This is a genomic window from Candidatus Palauibacter sp., assembly GCF_965222475.1.
Lineage (GTDB): Bacteria > Gemmatimonadota > Gemmatimonadetes > Palauibacterales > Palauibacteraceae > Palauibacter.
In genome coordinates this window covers 351,035-370,626 of the sequence record NZ_CBDCUB010000008.1, presented here as the reverse complement: position 1 = coordinate 370,626, position 19,592 = coordinate 351,035, and the positions used below count along the sequence as shown (strand labels likewise).

Genomic DNA, 19,592 nt, shown 5'->3' with positions numbered 1-19,592 from the left:
TCTCTTGGAGTGGAACGAATGACCCGAAGCAACAGGCATGCCGGCGGGTTGACCGGTCTGGTTCTGCTGGGCGCGGGGTTGGCCTGCGGGCCACTGCCCCTGGCGGCCCAGACCGGCGCAGCGGACGGAGAGTGGCGTTACTGGGCGGGAGATGCCGGGTCCACGCGCTACGCCCCGCTCGACCAGATCGACGCCTCGAACGTGGGCGACCTCGACATCGCGTGGCGCTGGCAGGCGCGGAACTTCGGCCCCACGCCCGAGGCCTACTACCGGGTGACGCCGCTGTACGCGAACGGGACGCTGTACGCGACGGCGGGCTTCCGGCGCGCCGTGGTGGCGATCGACCCGGAGACGGGCGAGACGCTCTGGATGTACCGGCTCGACGAGGGGGAGCGCGGCCGCAACGCCCCGCGCGGCAACTCCGGCCGCGGCGTCGGCTACTGGACGGACGGGCTCGAGAAGCGCGTGCTGCTCATCACCCCCGCCTACCACATGGTCTCGCTGGACGCGGATACGGGTCTCCCCGACCCCGACTTCGGAGAGGACGGGATCGTCGACCTCAAGCTGGGACTCGGGCGGGAGGTCGATCTCGTGAACGACCGCATCGGGTCGAGTTCGCCGCCCGTCGTGGTCGGGGATGTGATCGTCGTCGGGGCCGCGCTTCCGCAGGGAGGGAGGCCGCCGACCAAGGAGATGCCGCCGGGCCACGTGCGCGGGTTCGACGCGCGGACGGGCGAACAGTTGTGGACGTTCCACACCATCCCGCAGCCGGGCGATCCGGGACACGAGACCTGGGAGGATGGATCGTGGGACTACACGGGCAACGCCGCGGTGTGGACGCCGTTCACCGCGGACCTCGAACTGGGCTACGCTTACCTGCCCGTCGAGGCGGGAACCGGCGACTACTACGGAGGCCATCGGCCGGGAGACAACCTCTATTCGCAGAGCCTCGTGTGCGTGGACGCGAGCACCGGCGAGGTCGTGTGGTACTACCAGACCGTGCACCACGGGATCTGGGACTTCGATCCGCCGGCCGCGCCGATCCTGATGGACATCACGGTGGACGGGCGAGACATCGCGGCCGTGGCGCAGGTGACGAAGCAATCCTTCACCTACGTGTTCGACCGCGTGACGGGTGAGCCGGTGTGGCCGATCGAGGAGCGGCCGGTGCCGGCGGGGGACGTGCCGGGCGAGTGGTACGCGCCGACGCAGCCGTTCCCGACGCTGCCGGTCCCGTTCGACATGCAGGGCGCGACGGAGGACGACCTCATCGACCTCACGCCGGAACTCAAGGCGGAGGCGCTGGAGATCGCGAAGAACCTCACCCTGGGTGAACTCTTTACACCGCCCACGGTGCTCGTGGAGGGCGGCAATCAGGGCACCCTGATCACGCCGGGCAGTCTCGGCGGCGCGAACTGGCCGGGGGCCGCGTACGACCCGGAGACGCAGCGACTATTCGTGGGGTCGGCCACACGGCCCTCGGTGATCGGCCTCGTGAACGACCCCGAACGCTCGAACATGCGGTACATTGCCGGGCAGCCGCGGGGCGTCGGCGGACCGCAGGGACTCCCGCTCCTCAAGCCGCCGTGGGGCCGGATCACGGCGCTCGACATGAAGACGGGCCAGAAGGTGTGGGCAATCGCGAACGACCACACGCCGTCGTTCATTGAGGAGCACCCGGCGCTCGAGGGGATCGACGTTCCGAGGACGGGGCGGCCGAGCCGGGCCGGGCTCCTCGCGACGCGCACGCTCCTGTTCGCGGGGACGGGTGGGGGGACGATGTCGGCGGACCTCACCGGGCTCCTGCGGGCGCACGACAAGGCGACGGGGGAGATCCTGGCAGAGATCGAACTTCCGTCTCACCAGACCGGGGTGCCGATGACGTACATGCACGAGGGGGCACAGTACATCGTGGCCGCGGTGGGGGGACGGGGCGTACCCGGGGAACTGGTCGCGCTGCGGCTCCCGAACTGACCGCCTCCGCGGCGGGGGTCCTGCGCAGGACCCCCTTCCACGAGCGGACCGGGCCGCTCTGCCGGGCGGCGAACTGGCGGCGCTGGGCCGGGCACTTCGCCGCCGGATCCTACGAGCCCACGCACGAGCACGAATACCAGGCCATCCGCTCGGCGGCCGCGCTCCTCGATGTCTCCCCGCTGTACAAGTACCGGCTCTCGGGCCGGGGGGCGGAAGCGGTCGCGAACCGCGTCGTGACGCGTGACGTCGCGCGGCAGGCGGTGGGGCAGGTGTACTACACCCCCTGGTGCGACGGGGCGGGCAAGGTCCGGGACGACGGGACGCTCCAGCGGCTCGATGAGGCCGACTTCCGGCTCACCTCGGCGGAGCCCACGCTCAAGTGGCTGCACGAGAACGCGCGGGGCCTCGATGTTGAAATCGAGGAAGAGACGGAGCGGGTGGGGGCGCTCGCGCTCCAGGGGCCGCTGTCGCGGGATCTGCTCCAGCGCATCACCGACGCGGACGTGGCGGGACTTGGCTATTTCCGCGTCATGACGGCGCGGATCGCCGGGCTAGCCGCCGAGATCTCGCGCACCGGGTACACGGGCGACCTGGGGTACGAGATCTGGGTGGACGCCGGGGACGCGATCCCCCTCTGGGACGCGCTCACGTCGGCGGGGGAACCGTTCGGCCTCGCTCCGGCGGGTCTGCTGGCGCTCGACATGGCGCGCCTCGAGGCGGGTCTGCTGCTCGTTGACGTCGACTACGTGCCCGCGCAGCGCGCGGTCATCGAGGACCAGAAGTCCTCACCGTACGAACTCGGCCTCGGCTGGGCCGTGGCGCTGAACGCGTCGAACTTCGTGGGCCGGGCGGCCCTCCGCGCCGAGCTCGCCCGCCCTCCGGAATGGCGATTCCGGGGCATCACGCTCGACTGGGAGTCGCTCGAGGACGCATACGCGGAGGTGCGGCTGCCGCCCCAGCTGCCGGGGATGACGCTCCGGGAAAGCGTTCCGCTCTACGCCGGCGGACGCCAGGTCGGGTATGCCACGAGCCGGGGCTGGTCGCCGACCCTCAAGACCTATCTGGGACTCGCGCACCTGCGCGCGGACTTCGCCGACATCGGGACCCGACTTCAGATCGAGGTGACGGTCGAGCACCAGCGACGCAGAGCGCGGGCCACGGTGGCGCGGACCCCGTTCTTCGACCCCGAGCGGAAGCGGGCGAACCCGTGACGGCCGCCAACAGGTACGACGCGATCGTCGTCGGGGGCGGGCACAACGCGCTCATCAACGCAGCCTATCTCGCCCGGGCCGGGCTGCGCGTCGTCGTGCTCGAGCGCCGACACCTGGTCGGCGGAGCCGCGGTGACGGAGGAGATCTACCCCGGCTTCAAGTACTCGGTGGCGTCGTACGTCGTGAGCCTGCTTCGGCCCGAGATCATCCGCGACCTCCAGCTGGCGCGGCACGGACTCGAGATCCTTCCGCTCGAGAGCACGGTCACGCCGCTCCCGAACGGCGACTACCTCGGACGCTGGGCGGACCACGACCAGACGCGACGCGAACTGTACCGGCATTCTCCACGAGACGCCGAATCGTACGACGACTTCGCGACCCTCATGTACCAGCTCGCCTGGGCCGTGAAACCGCTCCTCACGATGGTACCGCCCGACCCGATCTCCCCGGGCCTCCGCGATCTGCGGACGCTGCTCTCCCTCGGCCGGCACGTGCGGGGCCTCGGCGAAAGGCAGTTCCACGCCCTCTTCAAGCTGGGGACGATGAGCGCGGCCGACTACCTGGACGAGTGGTTCGAGTCGGACGTGCTCAAGGCAACGATGTCGGCGAGCGGGATCATCGGCACCTTCCTCGGGCCGCGGTCGCCGGGGACGGCCTACGTCCTCCTCCATCACTACATGGGCGAGATCGACGGCGTGTTCCGCGCGTGGGGATTCGCGCGAGGCGGGAACGGGATGGTGAGCGAGTCCATCGCTTCGTCCGCGCGATCCCACGGGGCTGAGATCCGGACCCGCGCGACGGTGGACCGCGTGCTCACGACGAACGGGCGGGCTGCGGGGGTCGTCCTCGAGGACGGCGAGGAGTTGCGGGCAAAGACGGTCGTGTCCGGCGTCGACCCGAAGCGGACCTTCCTCGGACTGCTCGATCCGGACGATCTGCCGGATGAGTTCGCCAACGAGATCCGGCGCTTCCGCATCCGCGGCTCGTCGGGCAAGGTCAATCTCTCGCTCGCGGAACGGCCGGAGTTCGCCTGTCTGCCGGGCGACGGGCCACACCTTCGGGGCGCCTTCTCGATCAGCCCGAGCGTCGACTACCTCGAGCGCGCCTTCGACGACGCGAAATACGGCGGGTTCTCGCGGCGGCCCTACATGGACATCGTGATCCCGTCGATGATCGACCCCGGGATGGCGCCGCCGGGGCGGCACGTGATGTCGATCTTCGTCCAGTACGCTGCGTTCGACCTCGAGGGGGGCTGGGACGACGCGAAGCGGGAGGCGTTCGGGGACGCCGTCGTTGACACGCTGTCGGAGTACGTGCCGAATCTCCGGGACTCCATCCTCCACCGGCAGGTGCTCACACCGCTGGACATGCAGGAGCAGCTGGGGCTCACCGAGGGCAACATCTTCCACGGCGAACTCACGCCTCAGCAGCTCTTCTTCTTCCGTCCCTCCCCGGCGTGGGCCGACTACCGGACGCCGGTGCGGGGCTTCTACCAGTGCGGCTCGGGCACCCATCCGGGGGGCGGGGTGTGCGGCGCGTCGGGGCGGCTCGCCGCGCTCGAGATCCTGCGGGATCTGCGGCGGGGACGCCGGTGAGCGGGCACGACGTCGCGGTCATCGGGGCCGGGCACAACGGACTCATCGCCGCCGCCTACCTGGCGCGGGCCGGGCTGCGGGTCGTCGTGCTCGAGCGGCGCGAGGCTGCGGGCGGGTGCGCCGCGAGCGAGGAGCTGTGGCCCGGCTACCGCGTGGACACGGGGGCGCACAGCCTCACCGGGGTCGACACGCGCGTCGCCGCGGACCTGGGCCTCGCGGCGGCCGGGTTGGAGGTGATGTCTCCGGACCCGTGCGTCGTGTCGCCGCAGGCGGAGGGCGAGGCGCTCATCCTGGAGCGGGATCCGACGCGCACGGCCGAGCGGATGCAGCGCTTCTCCGCGCGCGACGCGGCGCGCTGGCCGGACTTCGTGGCGGCGATGGCCCGCGCGGGCCGGGTCCTCTCGGTGCTCTACGAATCGCCGCCGCCACGTCTGGCGGGTGCGGATCGGGGGGACCTGTGGGAGATGCTCCGTCTCGGCGCGCGCATGGGCCGCGTGGGGCGGCGAGACGCGATCGAACTCATGCGCCTCATCCCGATGACGGCCGAGGAACTGCTCTACGAGTGGTTCGAGAGCGAGGCGCTGAAGGGCGCGCTGGCGGCGGAGGGGGTGCGGGGGATCTGCCAGGGGCCGCTGGCCTCGGGCACCGGATACATGTTCCTCCACCACCTGGTCGGCGCGGGCGGGGTCGTCCGGCGAAGGCGACAGGTGCGCGGCGGGATGGGCGCGCTGGGCGCCGCTCTTCAGCGCGTCGCCGTCGCGGCGGGCGCGGAGGTCCGCCTCGGCCACGAGGTGGCCTCGATCCGCGTCGAAGATGGGCGCGCGAAGGGCATCTCCCTCGCCGGGGGCGGCGGGATTGCGGCGTCCCGCGTCGTCTCGTCCGCCGATCCCGGCCGGACCCTGCTCGGCCTCGTCGACCCCGGCGAACTGGCCCCCGAGTTCCTCCGCGCGCTGGACAACATCAAGTACCGGGGCGTCGTCGCGAAGGTGCACCTCGCGCTGGGCGAGCCTCCGCGCCTGCGGTCCGGTGGCGACGCGGCCCGGGACGCCCTGCTTGCCGGCGCCGCCATCACGGTCGCGCCGAGCATCCACTACATCGAGCGCGCCTACGACGATGCGAAGTACGGGCAGCCATCGGAGCGGCCGGTCGTCGATGCCGTCCTCACGACCGCGCTCGATCCGTCGCTCGCGCCGGAGGGCCGTCACCTCCTGTCCGTAGCGGCCCAATACGCGCCCTTCCGATTGGCCGACGGCTCATGGGATGACACGCGCCGCACGACGCTGGGCGACGCGGTCGTCGCGGCGCTGGCGGAACACATCCCCAACCTCGAAGCGGCGATCCTGCGCCGGCACGTGCTGACGCCGGCCGACCTCGCAGATCGGTTCGCGCTGCCCGAGGGGAACATCCATCACGGCGAAATGACGCTCGACCAGGTCTTCTTCGGACGCCCGGTCGCGGGTTGCGCCCGATACCGGACGCCCATCGAGGGACTCTACCTGTGCGGGGCCGGCACGCACCCCGGAGGCGGGCTCAACGGCCGGCCCGGGGCCGCGGCCGCCGCCCGGATCCTCCGCGACAGAAAGCGCCGCCGATAGCCAAGCCGCGGTACGATCGTCAAGTTGCGTGGCGATGACTCCCTAAGACTGCGTCAGGTTGCGCGGAGCACATGCATTATTTCAGAGACTTCAAGAGCTTCCGGGACGCTCGGATCGACTTGTTGCGGCAACCCCTCACGATCCTCATCGGCCCGAACGGCTCCGGAAAAACCAACGCGCTTGAGGCGATCGAGGTGCTCTCGACGATCGCGTCCGGACGACACTTGCACGAGATTGCGGACCTCGGCAAGAGGGCCGCCATCAACGTTCGCGGTGGCCTCCAAGGCTGCGTGCGACGCGGCAGCGACACGTTTTTGTTGTCCTTCACCGCTAGGATACGATGGCAGCGGAGAGTCCGTGGAATTCGGTATTCCGTATCCGTTAAGCCGCGTCCCGAACCCCGCATCGCCTCCGAGTCTCTGTGGCTCACGAATGACGACACGATGTTGTTCGAGACGCTCGGAACCGACAGCCCGAGCTCCGCCGACATACGGGTCCAGTATAACAACTTCGCGCAAGGCGGGCGGAAGCCCCAAGCGAGCGCGTCCGCGACGCGTTCCGCTCTCTCTCAGTACGAGCAGTTTGCCGTGAAGAACCGAATGTTGGACGCCTCCCTTCGGCCGATTTCGGCGCTGCGCCGCCATTTGGCCGCTTCCTTCGTGTTCGACCCAAAGCCGCACGTATCGCGCGGGTATGAGCGGATCGGAGACACCGTCCTGCGTCGCGACGGCTCCAACCTCTCCTCAGTCCTCTTCGGCCTCCAAAGCAACGGCTTGGAGAGGCGAGAGATTCTGGACTCGTTATTCGAGTTCATCCGCCATGTGCCGGAAGAGCCCTACAGTGAATTCAAGTTCATCGAGACCCCGGCGGGCGACGTGATGCTTGGATTGCGGGAGCGGGGTTCCGACGCGCCGACCGACGCCCGAATCCTCTCCGATGGCACGCTTCGCTCCCTCGCCGTGCTCACAGCGGTAGCAACCAGCCCTGAGGGGTCGCGCGTGGTGGTCGAGGAGTTTGACAACGGCCTCCATCCGAGCCGCGTATCGGCACTTGTCGCGGCCGTCGCGGACATGGGCGACAGGCGTAGCGTCAACGTGGTGCTCACCACTCACAATCCGGTCACGCTCGACTCCCTGACGGAGGATCAGCAACAGGGCGTGGTCGTTGCGTTTCGATCTTTGAAGGACGGGAGTAGCCAACTACGTCGACTGGTGAACCTCCCTCGCCATGATGAGTTGCTCGAGCGGGGCACCCTCGGGGGCCTCGTGACGCGCCGAATCATCGATCAGTACGTCGGCGACGACATCGACCAGATTCGCGCCAAGCGAATGCGGCAGTGGGTTGAGGCGCGCGGCTAATGCCGACGGTCCTCGTGCTCGACACCAGCTATCTTTGCGAGTTGTATCGAGTCCCCGGCTTCCACCGGTCGGAGTTGCCTGCGCAAATCGAGGAGCGCATACGGATGCGGGGGGAGGACAGATTCTACGTCCCGCTGGGATGTCTTTATGAGCTTTGTGATCACATCGGTGACGTCGCCGATGGCGGGCGGAGACATGAGATCGCCGGGCAGATCGTTTCAGATGTCGAGACGAGTCTGGAGGACGGGTTGCCCTGGCTCATAATCCCGGCTGCGGATGTGGAGGCTGAGCTGCCCGGCCTGTTGCGGAGATTCTCCGAAGATCCCGCCCACCTGGAAATGGGCCTGACGGACTCCACCGTGATAAGCAAGGCGAATCGCCTCAGGGAAAAATACTCGACGTCTCTCGGTTACAGGGTCCACATCTGGACTACGGACAGGACACTCAAGGCATACGAGCCGGACCGGGAACCCGAGCCACTGCTGTAGAGGAGTGCCGCCCTTGGTCCGCGTCGATGCCGCGGCTGACGCGGAAGACGTGACCGTCGGGGTGGCGCAGGTGCATCTCACGCACACCCCACGGCATGTCCGTTGCCGGCCACGTAATCTCCAGCCCCTGTTCGACGCACCGCTGCTGGACGCTGTCCACGTCGTCCACCCAGATCGACATCCACACGCCCTTGTCGGCGGCGTCGTCGCCGCCGGGGCCGAACGTCCGTTCGACATCGCTACGGCCCCGGCCGCCCCGAGCGTTCTGGCACAGAAAGATCTGGCACTCACCGCAGGTGACGCCGCCGAAGTCCGGTGGGCTGCCCCATTCCCAACTCTTCTTCCATCCCCACCGCTCGAACCACGCGAAGCTCTCCTGCAGGTCCGAAACGTTCAGGATCGGGGCCAGTCCCTTCACCACGCCTTTCGCGACCATGGTCAGCGAAGGAGGTCGGCTACGGCTTCGCGTTCGGCGCGGAGTTCCGCGTCGGTCACCTCCATGCGCGAACGGCTGAACTCGCTCACGTCGAGGCCCTCGACCACGGAATAGTCGCCGTCCGTGCACGTCACCGGATGCGAGTAGACGACACCTTCGGCCACGCCGTACCGGCCATCGGCGTGGACGGCCATGCTCGTCCAGTCGCCCTCGGGCGTGCCGTGCGCCCACGTCCGCATGTGGTCGATCGCGGCCGAAGCCGCCGAGGCCGCCGACGAGGCGCCGCGCGCCTGGATGATCTCCGCGCCCCGCTTCTGCACCTTCGGGATGAAGGTGTCGCGGTACCAGTCGGCGCCCACGAGGGCCTCCGCCGGGGCGCCGCGCACGGTGCAATGGCTGAGGTCGGGGTACTGGGTGGCCGAGTGGTTCCCCCAGATCGTCATGCGGCGGATCTCCGTCGAGTGCGCCCCCGTCTTCTCGGCCAGCTGGCTGATCGCCCGGTTGTGGTCGAGTCGGGTCATGGCCGTGAACTGCCGGCGGTCAAGTCTCGGAGCGTTGGCCGCAGCGATGAGGCAGTTCGTGTTCGCCGGATTCCCGACCACGAGGACGCGCACGTCGCGCGAGGCGTGGTCGCTGAGGGCCCGCCCCTGGGGGCCGAAGATCCGGCCGTTGTCGGCCAGCAGATCGCCCCGCTCCATTCCCGGTCCCCGAGGCTTGGCGCCCACGAGCAGGGCGTAGTCGGCGCCCTCGAACCCCTCGTTCGCGTCCGCCGTGCCGACGATCCCGTGCAGGAGCGGGAAGGCGCAGTCCGCAAGCTCCATCTCGACCCCGCGCAGCACGTCGAGCGCGGGCGGGATCTCCAGTAGTTGAAGGATGACGGGCCGGTCCGGCCCGAGCATGTCGCCCGCCGCGATCCTGAAGGCGAGGGCGTATCCGATATTGCCTGCGGCCCCCGTGATAGCGACCCGCGCTGGTGCTGTCATGTTGTCTCCGCACGTCGAAGTGAGCGTTCTTCCCCGCCGCTTCCCGATCGGGGAGCGCCAAACTCACAGCGCCGACCCTCCAAGTCCAGCGCGGGGCGGTCTCGCGCTTCGGCTCACGGCGTGGCAACTTCGGCGCGTCTCGAACCAGGGGGGATCCGGATCCGCGATACGGCTCGCATGAACCGCCTGATGGCGCTGCTTCTCGCGCTCTGCTCGGTCCTGCTCGGGCTGCTCGTGATCGCGTACGCGGCGGCCGGCGGGCGAGCCGCGCCGCTGCCCCACCCCGAGTTCGGCCCCATGCAGGTCGGAATCGACGCGGGCGAACTCGGTGCGCCCGTGTGGGCCGCCTACTTAGCCGGCATCGTGATGCTCGGGACCATGTGGGTCACCATGCTGATCGGGTTCCGGGCGGGACACTGGATCCACCGGGCGGTATCCGCGTGGACGGTGGGCTACATCCTCATCTTCGTCATCCTCATGTGGAGCTTCGGCGCCTACGTCGCCGGCGACACGACGATCGTCCTGGGCTTCACCGCACCAACGTCTCTGCTGGTGTACGGGCTCTCGCTGGCGCCGTGGATCCCGCTGATCGGGATCACCTGGAAGTTCGAGGACGCCTACTTCGGCCCCGAGGATCAGGCCCGCTTCGACGAGATCGTCGCCGAGTCGAAGAGCCGGCGTCACTCCCCCCTCAGCGGCGAGGATTAGCGGTCCGTGGAGGCGAACCGCGCCCTGATCACGCTGCTCGCGGTCATCGCGTACCTGGTGCTCTGCGTCGCCATCGGGCTCTGGTCTCTCCGCCGCACCACGTCTGCGCAGGACTTTTTTGTAGCGGGGCGCAGGCTGGGGACGTTCGTCACCGCATTCGCGATCTTCTCGAGCACCATGAGCGGGTTCGGGTTCGTGGGCGGACCCGGGCTCATGTACTCGATGGGGACGAGTTCAATCTGGATTCTCGGTACGATCGTCATCTCCAACATCATCGTGCTCAACCTGGTGGCGAAGCGCATTCGAATGGTGGCGGAGCTTCGCGAATGCGTGTCGCTGCCGGACGTGGCCGCGGCCCGTTATGGCGCACAATCGGTGCGCGCCTCCGTGGCCGTCGTGATCCTGCTCGGCGTGCTGGGCTACCTCGCGACGCAGATCCTGGCCATGTCGATCGTGCTGCAGGGCGTGTTGGCGGACGCCGGTGTGCTCCAGGAGCCGAGCCTCGCGCTCTGCGTCGCCATCTCCTGCTCCGTCCTCATCTTCTACTCGGTCACCGGGGGCATCGTGGCCTCGGTCTATACCGACGTGATCCAGGGCGCGATCATGATCGTCGCCTCCACGCTCGTCTTCGTCACCGTGCTCGGGACGTTCGACGGCGGACTGGCCGAGATCAGCCGGATCGTGGCGGCGGACGACCGGGCGGCAGGCGGGCCCTGGGGAACGATCGGCATCATGGGCGCGCTCGCCTGGTTCTTCGTGTTCGGTATCGGCGTGGCCGGGCAGCCTCACATCATCACCAAGTTCATGATGCTCCGGCGCATGAAGGAACTGCGGTACGTGATACCGCTCGGTGTGCTCGCCTACAGCGTGGCGGCGCTGCTCTGGATCGGGATCGGCTTCGCGATGCGCGCACTGGTGATTACCGGGGGACACCCGGCGCTCGCGACCCCGGACGCGGCCTCGCCGGAGTTCCTGCAGACTTTCACCCATCCGCTGTTCGCCGGCGTCGTCTTCGCCGCGCTACTTGCCGCGATCATGTCCACCGCGGACGCGTTCCTGAACATCGGAGCCGCCGCCGTCATGCACGACCTCCCCATCGCGATCCGGGGGCGCTCGCTCGGGAACGAACTCGTCTGGGCCCGCATCATCACCGGCCTGCTCGCGGTCGCGGCCGCCCTCGTCGCGCTCTCCTCGGGAGACCTCGTGGCCCTGCTCGGCGCATTCGGCTGGGGGACATTCGCGGCGGGACTCGTCCCGGTCATCGCCATCGGACTCAACTGGAAACGGGCCAACGCCCTCGCGGCCAACGTCGCCATCGCGAGCAGCCTGTTCGTCAACTTCGGACTCCGGCTGGGCGGGGTCCGTCTCCCGTACGGGGTCGACCACGGCGCCGCGGCGCTCCTGGTCTCGCTCGTGCTCTTCCTCTCCCTCTCCTTCCTCACGAAACCCGATCCGCTTGATCGGGACATCGAACGGGTCATGGACCTCTGATCCTGGAATCGTGACACTCGCCGGGGGGAACGGTAAGACTCGCTGATTCGATCATTTGCAAACGATGGGAAGCGAGACGCATATTCGGGACATATAGATGGACAAATATCGTTACATAATCGCCGTGGCATCGGCAGGACATGATGATGGAAGAACGCGCGTACGAGCAGAGTCACCCGTGGATCCGTTTCCGCCCGGGCCTCGCGAGGGCGACGCCGAAGCTGTGGTCCCTGCTCGGTCAGGCGGCGGCTCGCTGCGAGCAGGTCGCCCGGGCCGTCCTGCCTCCTGCCGCTGCGACCGAGATGCACAAGCTCTACCTGATCAAGGGTGCCCGAGCCACCACGGCGATCGAGGGTAACACGCTGAGCGAAGCGCAGGTTCGGGACAGACTGGAGGGTAAACTCGAACTTCCGATATCACAGGAGTACCTGGGTCGGGAAGTCGACAACATCCTGGGAGCCTGCGAAGACATTTTCGGGCGGGTCATGGCCGGCGAACCAATACGCCTTACTCCGGACTGGATGCGCGAGGCCAACCGCCTCGTCCTCGCGGGATTGGAGGAGCACCTGGAGGAAGGAGTCGTCCCGGGGGAGGTGCCCACGTTCTCCGTCGGGGTTGCAAGGTACTCGGGAGCTCCGCGGGAGGACTGCCGGTTTCTGCTCGAACGGCTGTGCGGATGGGTGGAGGAAGACGCAGTCTGGCCGGACCTCGAGGAACATCTGGGCAGTGCGGTCGCCGTGGCGCTCCTGCGTGCGATCCTCGCGCACCTGTACATTGCGTGGATCCATCCCTTCGGCGATGGGAACGGCCGTACGGCGAGGCTCACGGAGTTCCTCATCCTGGCGCGCGCCGGCGTGCCCTCCCCCGCCACCCACCTCCTCAGCAACCACTACAGTCTCACGCGCGCGGACTACTACCGGCAGTTGGACCGTTCGAGTCGCGCCAACGGCGGCCGTGGGGACGCACTCGGGTTCATCGTCTATTCGCTTCGGGGGTTTCTGGACGGCCTCGAAGAACAGTGCCGTTACGTGGAAGGGGTGCAGTCATGGCTGGCATGGGAACATTACGTCTATTGGAGGTTCCGACTCCATCCTCGTTCACCCGCCATGAATCGGCGCCGGGAGGTGGTCCTCGTCCTGGGACGGCACGCGGAGCCCGCGAGGAAGCGCGACATTCCCGATCTCGCTCCCGTCCTGGCGCGTCTCTATTCCACGAAGACCGCGAAGACGCTCACGCGAGATCTGAACTGGCTCCTGGCCAACAACCTGCTCGAAAAGGACGGAGACGAATACCGCGCTCCCGTCCACATGATGCAGCAGTTCCTTCCCGTCCGAGTTTAGCACGGCGGGGCGTCCCGAAACCTCCGGCCGAGGGGTTCGTAGGCTCCGGGAAAGGCCCGATCCCCTCCGAACCGTTCAGGACGAGGAGGTTCTCCGAACGATGTCTGAAGAACCCATCGCCCGTCTTTCGGGCGTGACCCATCGATACGGATCCGTGGTCGCGTTGGAGGAGGTGGATCTCGAGGTCCGGCGCGGCGAGGTGCTGGGTCCCAACGGGGCGGGCAAGACGACCGCGATCCATCTGCTGCTGGGGAGCCTGCCCGTGCAGACCGGAAAAGCGACCGTCTTCGGGCGACGACCCGACGCCCCCGAGGTTCGAGCGCGCCGAGGCGCGATGCTCCAGATCTCCGGCGTACCCGATACGATGACGGTAGGCGAGCACATCGACCTTTTCCGCGCCTACTACCCCGCTCCGGTGTCGGCTTCCCGTCTGCTCGCCATGGCGGGGATCGAGGGACTCGCGGGACGCAGGTTCGGCAAGCTCTCCGGGGGACAGAAGCAGCGGGTCATGTTCGCGCTCGCTCTGTGTGGCGACCCGCAGCTTGTCTTCCTCGATGAACCCACCGCGGGCCTCGACGTGGAAGTCCGGCGCGGCCTCTGGGAGGAGATTCGCCGGCACCGCGAGTCCGGCCGGACCACCGTTCTGACGACGCACTATCTCGAAGAGGCGGACGCGCTCGCGGATCGAATCGTCGTCCTCCATCGCGGGCGCGTCATCGCGGAAGGGCCGCCGTCGACGATCAAGTCCCGCACCGCCGCGCGCCTGGTTCGCTGCGTGACCCGCGTTACGGGAGACACCGTGACGTCCGTGCCCGGTGTCGTCAGATCCGAGACCAGAGGCCAGCACCTCGAGGTCCTGACCTCCCGCCCCGAGGCGCTGGTTCGCGAACTCTTCGACCGGGATCCCGACCTCCACGACCTGACCGTGGTCGGCGCCGGACTGGAAGAGGCGTTCCTCGCCCTCACACGAGAATCCAACGAACCGGAACGGGTCCAGTGACGGCGGCGCGACTGGCCCGTCGCTGGCGCATCTACGTGCTGGAGGCCCGGTACCAGTTCCTGATGGTGCTGCGGGAGCCCGCCTTCGCGATCCCGACGCTGCTCTTCCCCCTGATCTTCTACCTGTTCTTCGGCGTGCTCATGGGGGCGGGGAGCTTTTCCGCCGCCGCGCCCACGTACATGCTGGCGACGTACAGCGTCTTCGGAGTCATGGGCCCTTCCTTGTTCGGTTTCGGTGCCGGGCTCGCCATCGAACGCGACTCGGGCGTCCTCCTCCTCAAACGGACCACGCCGATGCCGGCGGCAGCCTATCTGCTCGCCAAGGTGGCGATGGCGATCGCCTTCGGAGCGGTTGTCGTCCTGGGGATCTTCCTTCTCGGCGCCTATGGGGCCGGCGTGATGCTGTACCGCTGGCAATGGTTCGCCCTCGCCGGAGTGATCCCCTTCTGCGCTCTGGGGCTTGCCGTCGGAGCATGGTCGAGGGGGCGTGCCGCAGTGGCCATCACCAACCTCGTGTTCCTTCCCATGGCCATGCTGTCCGGACTCTGGATCCCGATCACGATCTTCCCGGCGGCCCTGCGGGACGTCGCCAACGTGTTGCCGGCCTATCACCAGGCGCAGCTTGCGCTCAAGATCATCGCTATGGATGGGGGACAGACCACGCTACTGCACGTCTCTGTGCTCGGTGTTCAATCGCTCGCCTTTCTCGCCGTCGCCGCTTTCGGGTTCCGGCGGGCGGGGACTGGCGCCGTCTCGATTCGCCCGGGAGGAATGTCATGAATGCGTGGAACCGATCCGGTATCCGAAGCCTGTGGATTCTTGTAGCCGCGGCCGGGGGATTCGTCGCCGCGTTGGCGACGCTCCCGCTTCCGGGTGACGCGGCCGCCCCGGGACAGGAGGCGCCGGAGGAGAGCTTCGCGATTGTGGGCGTGACGCTGTTCGACGGCGAATCGTTCGGACGGAATCAGGATGTCTGGATCGAGGACGGTCGGGTGCGCGCGCTCGGACCGAGGCTCCGCCTGCCGGACGACCTGCCCCGCGTCGACGGGCGCGGCCACACGCTGCTGCCCGGCCTCATCGACGGCCACGTCCACACGTTCGGCGGGACGCTGGGCGACGCGGTGCGCTTCGGCGTGACCTCCGTACTCGACCAGTTCACGGACCCTGCCCTCCTGGCCGGTGCAAGGACGGGCCGCGGCGAAATCGCACGCACGGACGAAGCCGACCTCTTCTCTGCGGGCATGCTGGCGACGGCGCCCGGCGGTCACGGCACGCAATTCGGGCTGCATGTGGAGCCGCTTACGGGGCCGGAGGGCGTTGAGGCATGGGTGCGGGCGCGGAAGGCGGAAGGATCCGACTGGATCAAGATCGTTTCCGAGGACGGAAGCGCGTACGGCGGGGAGAGGCCGGCTCTCGGCCGCGAGACGATCGGGGCGCTGATCGCCGCCGCTCATGCCGACGGGCTGCTGGCGGTCGTGCACGTCAGCACGCTGGAGCGGGCGCTCGAAGCGGTCGCCATGGACGCCGACGGTCTGGTCCACGTCTGGCACGACGCCGTCATCTCCGAGGAGGATGCGCGCCGGATCTCGGAGGCGGGGACGTTCGTCGTCCCCACGCTGTCCGTCATCGCCGGCATGTTCGGGGATTCCACCGGCCTGCGGGTCCGCGCGGCGCTCGACGAAGCGCGGGTTTCGCCGATGCAGCGGCAGACGCTCGGTGATCGTTCACGGGTGCGCGCGGGGCCGGACACCGGCGTCGCGCTCGAGAACGTACGGCGCCTGCACACGGCGGGCGTCCGGATCGTCGCGGGCACGGATGCTCCGAATCCGACGACGGCCGCCGGGATCTCGATGCACGGGGAACTTCGGCTGCTCGCGGAGGCCGATCTGGAGAGCGCCGACGTGCTCGCCGCAGCGACTTCGGCCGCCGCCGAGGCTTTCGGCATCCCCGAGCGCGGGCGGATCGCGGAGGACTACGTCGCCGATCTCCTGCTGGTGCGGGGCGACCTGGAAAGTGACATGTCGCGCACGATCAACATCGTGACGATCTGGAAGGACGGCTATCCGGTCGTTCGTGAAGCCGCCGCGATGACGTTTCCGCCGGAGATCGCACCGGCGCCGGAGGGGGCGGTCGTGGTCGACTTCGAGGACGGGATCGACTCCGGCTTCGGGTTCGGCTGGCAGGTGACGACGGACGCGATGAACGGGGGCGCTTCCACGGCGGACCTGGCCGTGGAGGAGGGCGCGCTCGTCGTGCGCGGAGAGACCCGGAAAGGGTTCGCGTTCCCTTGGGCGGGCGCCATCTGGTTTCCCGGCCCGCAACCGATGCAGGCCGTCGATTTCTCCGGTCGTAGCGTCCTGCGCTTCCGCACCCGCGGAGACGGACGGAGCTACACCGTGATGCTGTTCGGCGCGGGGACCGCGGCCACCGTGCCGCCCATGGTCCCCTTCGTCGCCGGACCGGAGTGGACCGTCGTCGAGATCCCGCTCGAGAGCTTCGCCGTCGCCGACCCGTCGATCATCGCCGGCCTCGCCTTCGGGGCCCAGGCTCCGCTCGGATCGTTCGCCTTCGAACTGGACGACGTCGAGATCCGCTAGACACGCAGGTGTGACCGCATCTCTTAGTTTCGTGAAAATCAGTTGTTGAGATGCGGATGTTCAAGTATTATCGTTCGAAATGTTCATCGAACGACCGATACCGACACGTCGCATTCGCGAAGAATTCTCGGTGCATCCCTGCGTCGCGCTGACCGGTCCGCGCCAATGTGGAAAATCCACCCTCGCCGAGCGGATCGTGGCGGACGCCCCGGCGAGTTCCTACTTCGATCTCGAGGCCGGGGTCGACCGCCGCCGTCTGGCCACTCCCGAGCAGACGCTTGGCCCCCTCGAAGGACTGGTCGTCATCGACGAAATCCAGCGCTCGCCGTCCCTCTTCGAGACGGTCCGGGTGCTCGTGGACCGGCCCGCGAACCGCGCCCGGTTCCTGCTCCTCGGCAGCGCCTCTCCCCGGCTGGTCAAAGGCGTCTCCGAGTCGCTGGCAGGCCGGGTCGGACTCGTCGATCTGGGAGGGTTCCATCTTGGAGAGGTGGACGCGAAGGAGTGGCGAAGGCTCTGGACGCGCGGTGGCTTTCCGCGCAGCTACCTGGCACGCGATGACCGTCGCTCGAGCCTGTGGCGACGGAGCTTCATACGCACCTTCCTCGAACGAGATATCCCGCAGCTCGGGATCACGATTCCGGCCGAACGGCTGAGACGATTCTGGACCATGATCGCCCATTGCCACGGACAGACGTGGAACGGAGCGGAGCTTGCCCGCGCGCTGGGCACCAGCGAAGGCACGGCGCGCAGGTATCTCGACATCCTCACCGGCGCCTTCATGGTGCGTGCGCTTCCGCCGTGGTTCGAGAACCTGAAGAAACGGCAGGTGAAGGCGCCGAAAGTGTATGTGCGCGACACCGGACTCCTGCATGGGTTGCTCGGGCTGTCCGGCGAGAGGGAACTCACGGGTCACCACAAGGTCGGGGCGTCCTTCAAAGGGTTCGCAGTGGAACAACTGCTCGCCGGTCTCGACACGCGGGACGCGTATTTCTGGGCGACGCATGGAGGTGCCGAACTGGACCTGCTCGTTTTTCGCGGGGGGAAGAGATACGGCTTCGAGTGCAAGTTCGCCGATGCGCCCGGTACGACGCGGTCCATGCGCGTAGCGTTGGAAGACCTCGGCCTCACACACCTCTGGATTGTCTATCCGGGGGAGGAAACCTACCCGCTCGACGACCGCATTTCGGTTCTCCCCGTGTCTCAGGTGGGCGAGTTGGCGACCACCCTCGCGCGCTGAGCCCCGGCGGCGGTCAGCGGACGCCGACCTGGCCGGCGACGGCGGCCGTGAGCCTGTCCGGGTCGTAGCCCAGCCCGTCCTTGAACACCAGGCGCACGTTGCGGATGTCCGAGGGCCGGAGTTCGATGTCACCCTCGATCACGACGAGGTCGGCGAGCTTGCCTGCGGCGACCGTCCCCAGTTCGTCGTCGAGGCCGAGGATCCGCGCCCCGTTCGCGCTCACGATCCGGACGGCGGCGGCAGGTTCGAAACCCGCTTCGACGAGGATCTCGAAGTTGCGCTGGTCGCCGTAGCCGGGTAGCGCGCCCCAGGCCGGGTCGACGCCGGCGGCCAGCACGCCCCCCGCTTCCACGAACGCGAGTTCGAACTCGAGCATGTTCTCGAACAGGTCGATCATCCACGGCATCTCCGTCGTCCGGAAGATCGACCGGCGCTCCATCTCCGCGTCCACCACATGGTCGGGAAGGGCCGCCAGATCCCGTTCCGCGAGGTCCGGCACGAGCGGCGTGGCCTGCTCGGCGACCGCCAGCGTGGAGGTCATGCCAACGCCCGCGGCGACCATCTCGGAGATCGTCTCCGCCACCCTTGGGTCGTCCATGTCCAGTTCCGCCACGCTCCTCTGGTAGTTCGGGCTGCACCTGTCGGGTTCGCGCGTCGTGTCGTACTCGGAGTTCGCCCACAGACCGTGCTCGAGGTTGTCGATCCCCATCGCGGTGGCTTCGAGGAACCCCACCGAGCACAGGTGCGCCGTCACCTTCATCCCCTGCAGGTGCGCCTCGTCGATGATCGTGCCCAGCGCCTCCCGCGTGATCTGGGTGTAGGCCTTGATCCACTCCGCCCCCTCCGCGGCCCAGTACCGCACGTAGCGCCGCGCCGCCTCCTCGTCGCGGATCGCGTACATCCCGAGGTCGCGCAGACGCTCGTCCGGCCCCGGACTGATGACGTACGGGGCGGTGATCAGAATCCGGGGGCCCGGCGTCTCTCCCCTCTCGATCGCCCCCTTGAGCGAGATGTCCTGATAGGGGGACACGCTGCCGGTCGTGCGAACGGTGGTGACGCCGGCCCCGAGGTACAGGCGCGGACCCGAGTACTGCATCTGCGACGTCCGGGGCGTGGACTGGTAGTAGAACATGTGGTTGTGGAGGCCGACCATCCCGGGCATCACCGAGTGGCCCGCGAGGTCCAGCCTCTCCGCGCCGGGCGGAATATCGATCTCGCCCGCCGCGCCGACGGCTTCGATCCGGTTTCCGCGGATGAGGACCGTCTGTCGGGGTCGCGCGGGGTCGCCGGTGCCGTCGAAGAGGAGGACGTTTTCCAGGGCGATGACGGGTGCCGAGACGCTCAGGTAGGACCGTACTTCGTCGGATAGCGAGTCGCGCTCCTGTGCGGCGGCACCCTCTCCGCCGAAGCAGAGGATCGCTACCGCCGCGAGGATCCGCGCTCCATTGCGCGTTCCGTTGCGCCCTCCGTTGCTCATTGCGCCCTCCTTGTGTCGAACCGGGATCTTTCTCAGCGTAGATCCGGGCGTCGGAGCCGGAAAGGCCCGCGCCGGCAAGGAAAGCGACCTCGACCACAGGAGT

General features: G+C 68.2%; 16 protein-coding genes. 13 read left to right on the top strand and 3 right to left on the bottom strand.

Annotation, left to right across the window (positions count from 1 at the left end):
* The first annotated feature begins 18 nt into the window (after window positions 1–18).
* The 6 genes from ACOQPP_RS17130 (at window position 19) to ACOQPP_RS17105 (ending at window position 8,221) form a co-directional block, all read left to right on the top strand.
* Entirely contained in the window at window positions 19–1,974 is a 1,956-nt protein-coding gene (locus tag ACOQPP_RS17130; protein ID WP_420637061.1) for a PQQ-binding-like beta-propeller repeat protein, read from the top strand.
* A complete protein-coding gene (locus tag ACOQPP_RS17125; RefSeq protein ID WP_420637387.1) occupies window positions 1,971–3,185 on the top strand; it encodes an aminomethyltransferase family protein in 1,215 nt (404 codons plus the stop codon). Before ACOQPP_RS17130 ends, ACOQPP_RS17125 begins: the two co-directional genes overlap by 4 nt.
* Complete coding sequence (locus tag ACOQPP_RS17120) at window positions 3,182–4,780, top strand: phytoene desaturase family protein (RefSeq protein ID WP_419167566.1); 1,599 nt, start codon at window positions 3,182–3,184, stop codon at window positions 4,778–4,780. The genes ACOQPP_RS17125 and ACOQPP_RS17120 overlap by 4 nt, the downstream gene beginning before the upstream one ends.
* The gene (locus ACOQPP_RS17115) at window positions 4,777–6,375 is read left to right on the top strand and encodes a phytoene desaturase family protein (RefSeq protein WP_419167567.1); all 1,599 of its coding nucleotides are present in this window, start codon (window positions 4,777–4,779) and stop codon (window positions 6,373–6,375) included. The genes ACOQPP_RS17120 and ACOQPP_RS17115 overlap by 4 nt, the downstream gene beginning before the upstream one ends.
* 71 nt (window positions 6,376–6,446) lie before the next feature.
* Complete coding sequence (locus tag ACOQPP_RS17110; protein WP_419167568.1) at window positions 6,447–7,733, top strand: AAA family ATPase; 1,287 nt, start codon at window positions 6,447–6,449, stop codon at window positions 7,731–7,733.
* Window positions 7,733–8,221, top strand: a complete 489-nt coding sequence (locus ACOQPP_RS17105) for a hypothetical protein (protein WP_420637060.1) — start codon at window positions 7,733–7,735, stop codon at window positions 8,219–8,221. The genes ACOQPP_RS17110 and ACOQPP_RS17105 overlap by 1 nt, the downstream gene beginning before the upstream one ends.
* On the opposite strand, the gene ACOQPP_RS17100 is transcribed toward ACOQPP_RS17105, so the two are convergent.
* Together ACOQPP_RS17100 and ACOQPP_RS17095 are read right to left on the bottom strand one after the other, a co-directional pair.
* Window positions 8,178–8,639 carry a bleomycin resistance family protein gene (locus ACOQPP_RS17100; RefSeq protein ID WP_420637059.1) on the bottom strand — a complete coding sequence of 154 codons (462 nt, stop codon included), beginning with the start codon at window positions 8,637–8,639 and terminating at the stop codon, window positions 8,178–8,180. The genes ACOQPP_RS17105 and ACOQPP_RS17100 overlap by 44 nt on opposite strands.
* A 20-nt stretch (window positions 8,640–8,659) precedes the next feature.
* A complete protein-coding gene (locus ACOQPP_RS17095; protein ID WP_419167571.1) occupies window positions 8,660–9,640 on the bottom strand; it encodes a malate dehydrogenase in 981 nt (326 codons plus the stop codon).
* A gap of 177 nt (window positions 9,641–9,817) precedes the next feature.
* Between ACOQPP_RS17095 and ACOQPP_RS17090 the strand changes: the two genes are divergently transcribed.
* From ACOQPP_RS17090 to ACOQPP_RS17060, 7 genes are all read left to right on the top strand, one after another.
* Window positions 9,818–10,348 (top strand): hypothetical protein, encoded by a 531-nt coding sequence (locus tag ACOQPP_RS17090; protein ID WP_420637058.1) that lies wholly within the window; start codon window positions 9,818–9,820, stop codon window positions 10,346–10,348.
* Window positions 10,349–10,354: 6 nt separating this feature from the next.
* On the top strand, window positions 10,355–11,839 hold the full coding sequence (locus ACOQPP_RS17085; protein ID WP_419167573.1) for a sodium:solute symporter family transporter: 1,485 nt from the start codon (window positions 10,355–10,357) through the stop codon (window positions 11,837–11,839).
* A 146-nt stretch (window positions 11,840–11,985) separates the two neighbouring features.
* Window positions 11,986–13,179: a Fic family protein gene (locus ACOQPP_RS17080; RefSeq protein ID WP_420637057.1), complete on the top strand. Its 1,194-nt coding sequence runs from the start codon at window positions 11,986–11,988 to the stop codon at window positions 13,177–13,179.
* Between the two features lie 100 nt (window positions 13,180–13,279).
* Window positions 13,280–14,179 carry an ABC transporter ATP-binding protein gene (locus tag ACOQPP_RS17075; RefSeq protein WP_419167576.1) on the top strand — a complete coding sequence of 300 codons (900 nt, stop codon included), beginning with the start codon at window positions 13,280–13,282 and terminating at the stop codon, window positions 14,177–14,179.
* Entirely contained in the window at window positions 14,176–14,958 is a 783-nt protein-coding gene (locus ACOQPP_RS17070) for an ABC transporter permease (RefSeq protein WP_419167577.1), read from the top strand. Before ACOQPP_RS17075 ends, ACOQPP_RS17070 begins: the two co-directional genes overlap by 4 nt.
* Window positions 14,955–16,775 carry a CIA30 family protein gene (locus ACOQPP_RS17065; RefSeq protein ID WP_420637056.1) on the top strand — a complete coding sequence of 607 codons (1,821 nt, stop codon included), beginning with the start codon at window positions 14,955–14,957 and terminating at the stop codon, window positions 16,773–16,775. Before ACOQPP_RS17070 ends, ACOQPP_RS17065 begins: the two co-directional genes overlap by 4 nt.
* A gap of 79 nt (window positions 16,776–16,854) precedes the next feature.
* Window positions 16,855–18,012: an ATP-binding protein gene (locus ACOQPP_RS17060; RefSeq protein WP_420637055.1), complete on the top strand. Its 1,158-nt coding sequence runs from the start codon at window positions 16,855–16,857 to the stop codon at window positions 18,010–18,012.
* 13 nt (window positions 18,013–18,025) lie between these two features.
* On the opposite strand, the gene ACOQPP_RS17055 is transcribed toward ACOQPP_RS17060, so the two are convergent.
* Window positions 18,026–19,489 carry an amidohydrolase family protein gene (locus tag ACOQPP_RS17055; protein ID WP_420637054.1) on the bottom strand — a complete coding sequence of 488 codons (1,464 nt, stop codon included), beginning with the start codon at window positions 19,487–19,489 and terminating at the stop codon, window positions 18,026–18,028.
* Window positions 19,490–19,592 lie beyond the last annotated feature (103 nt).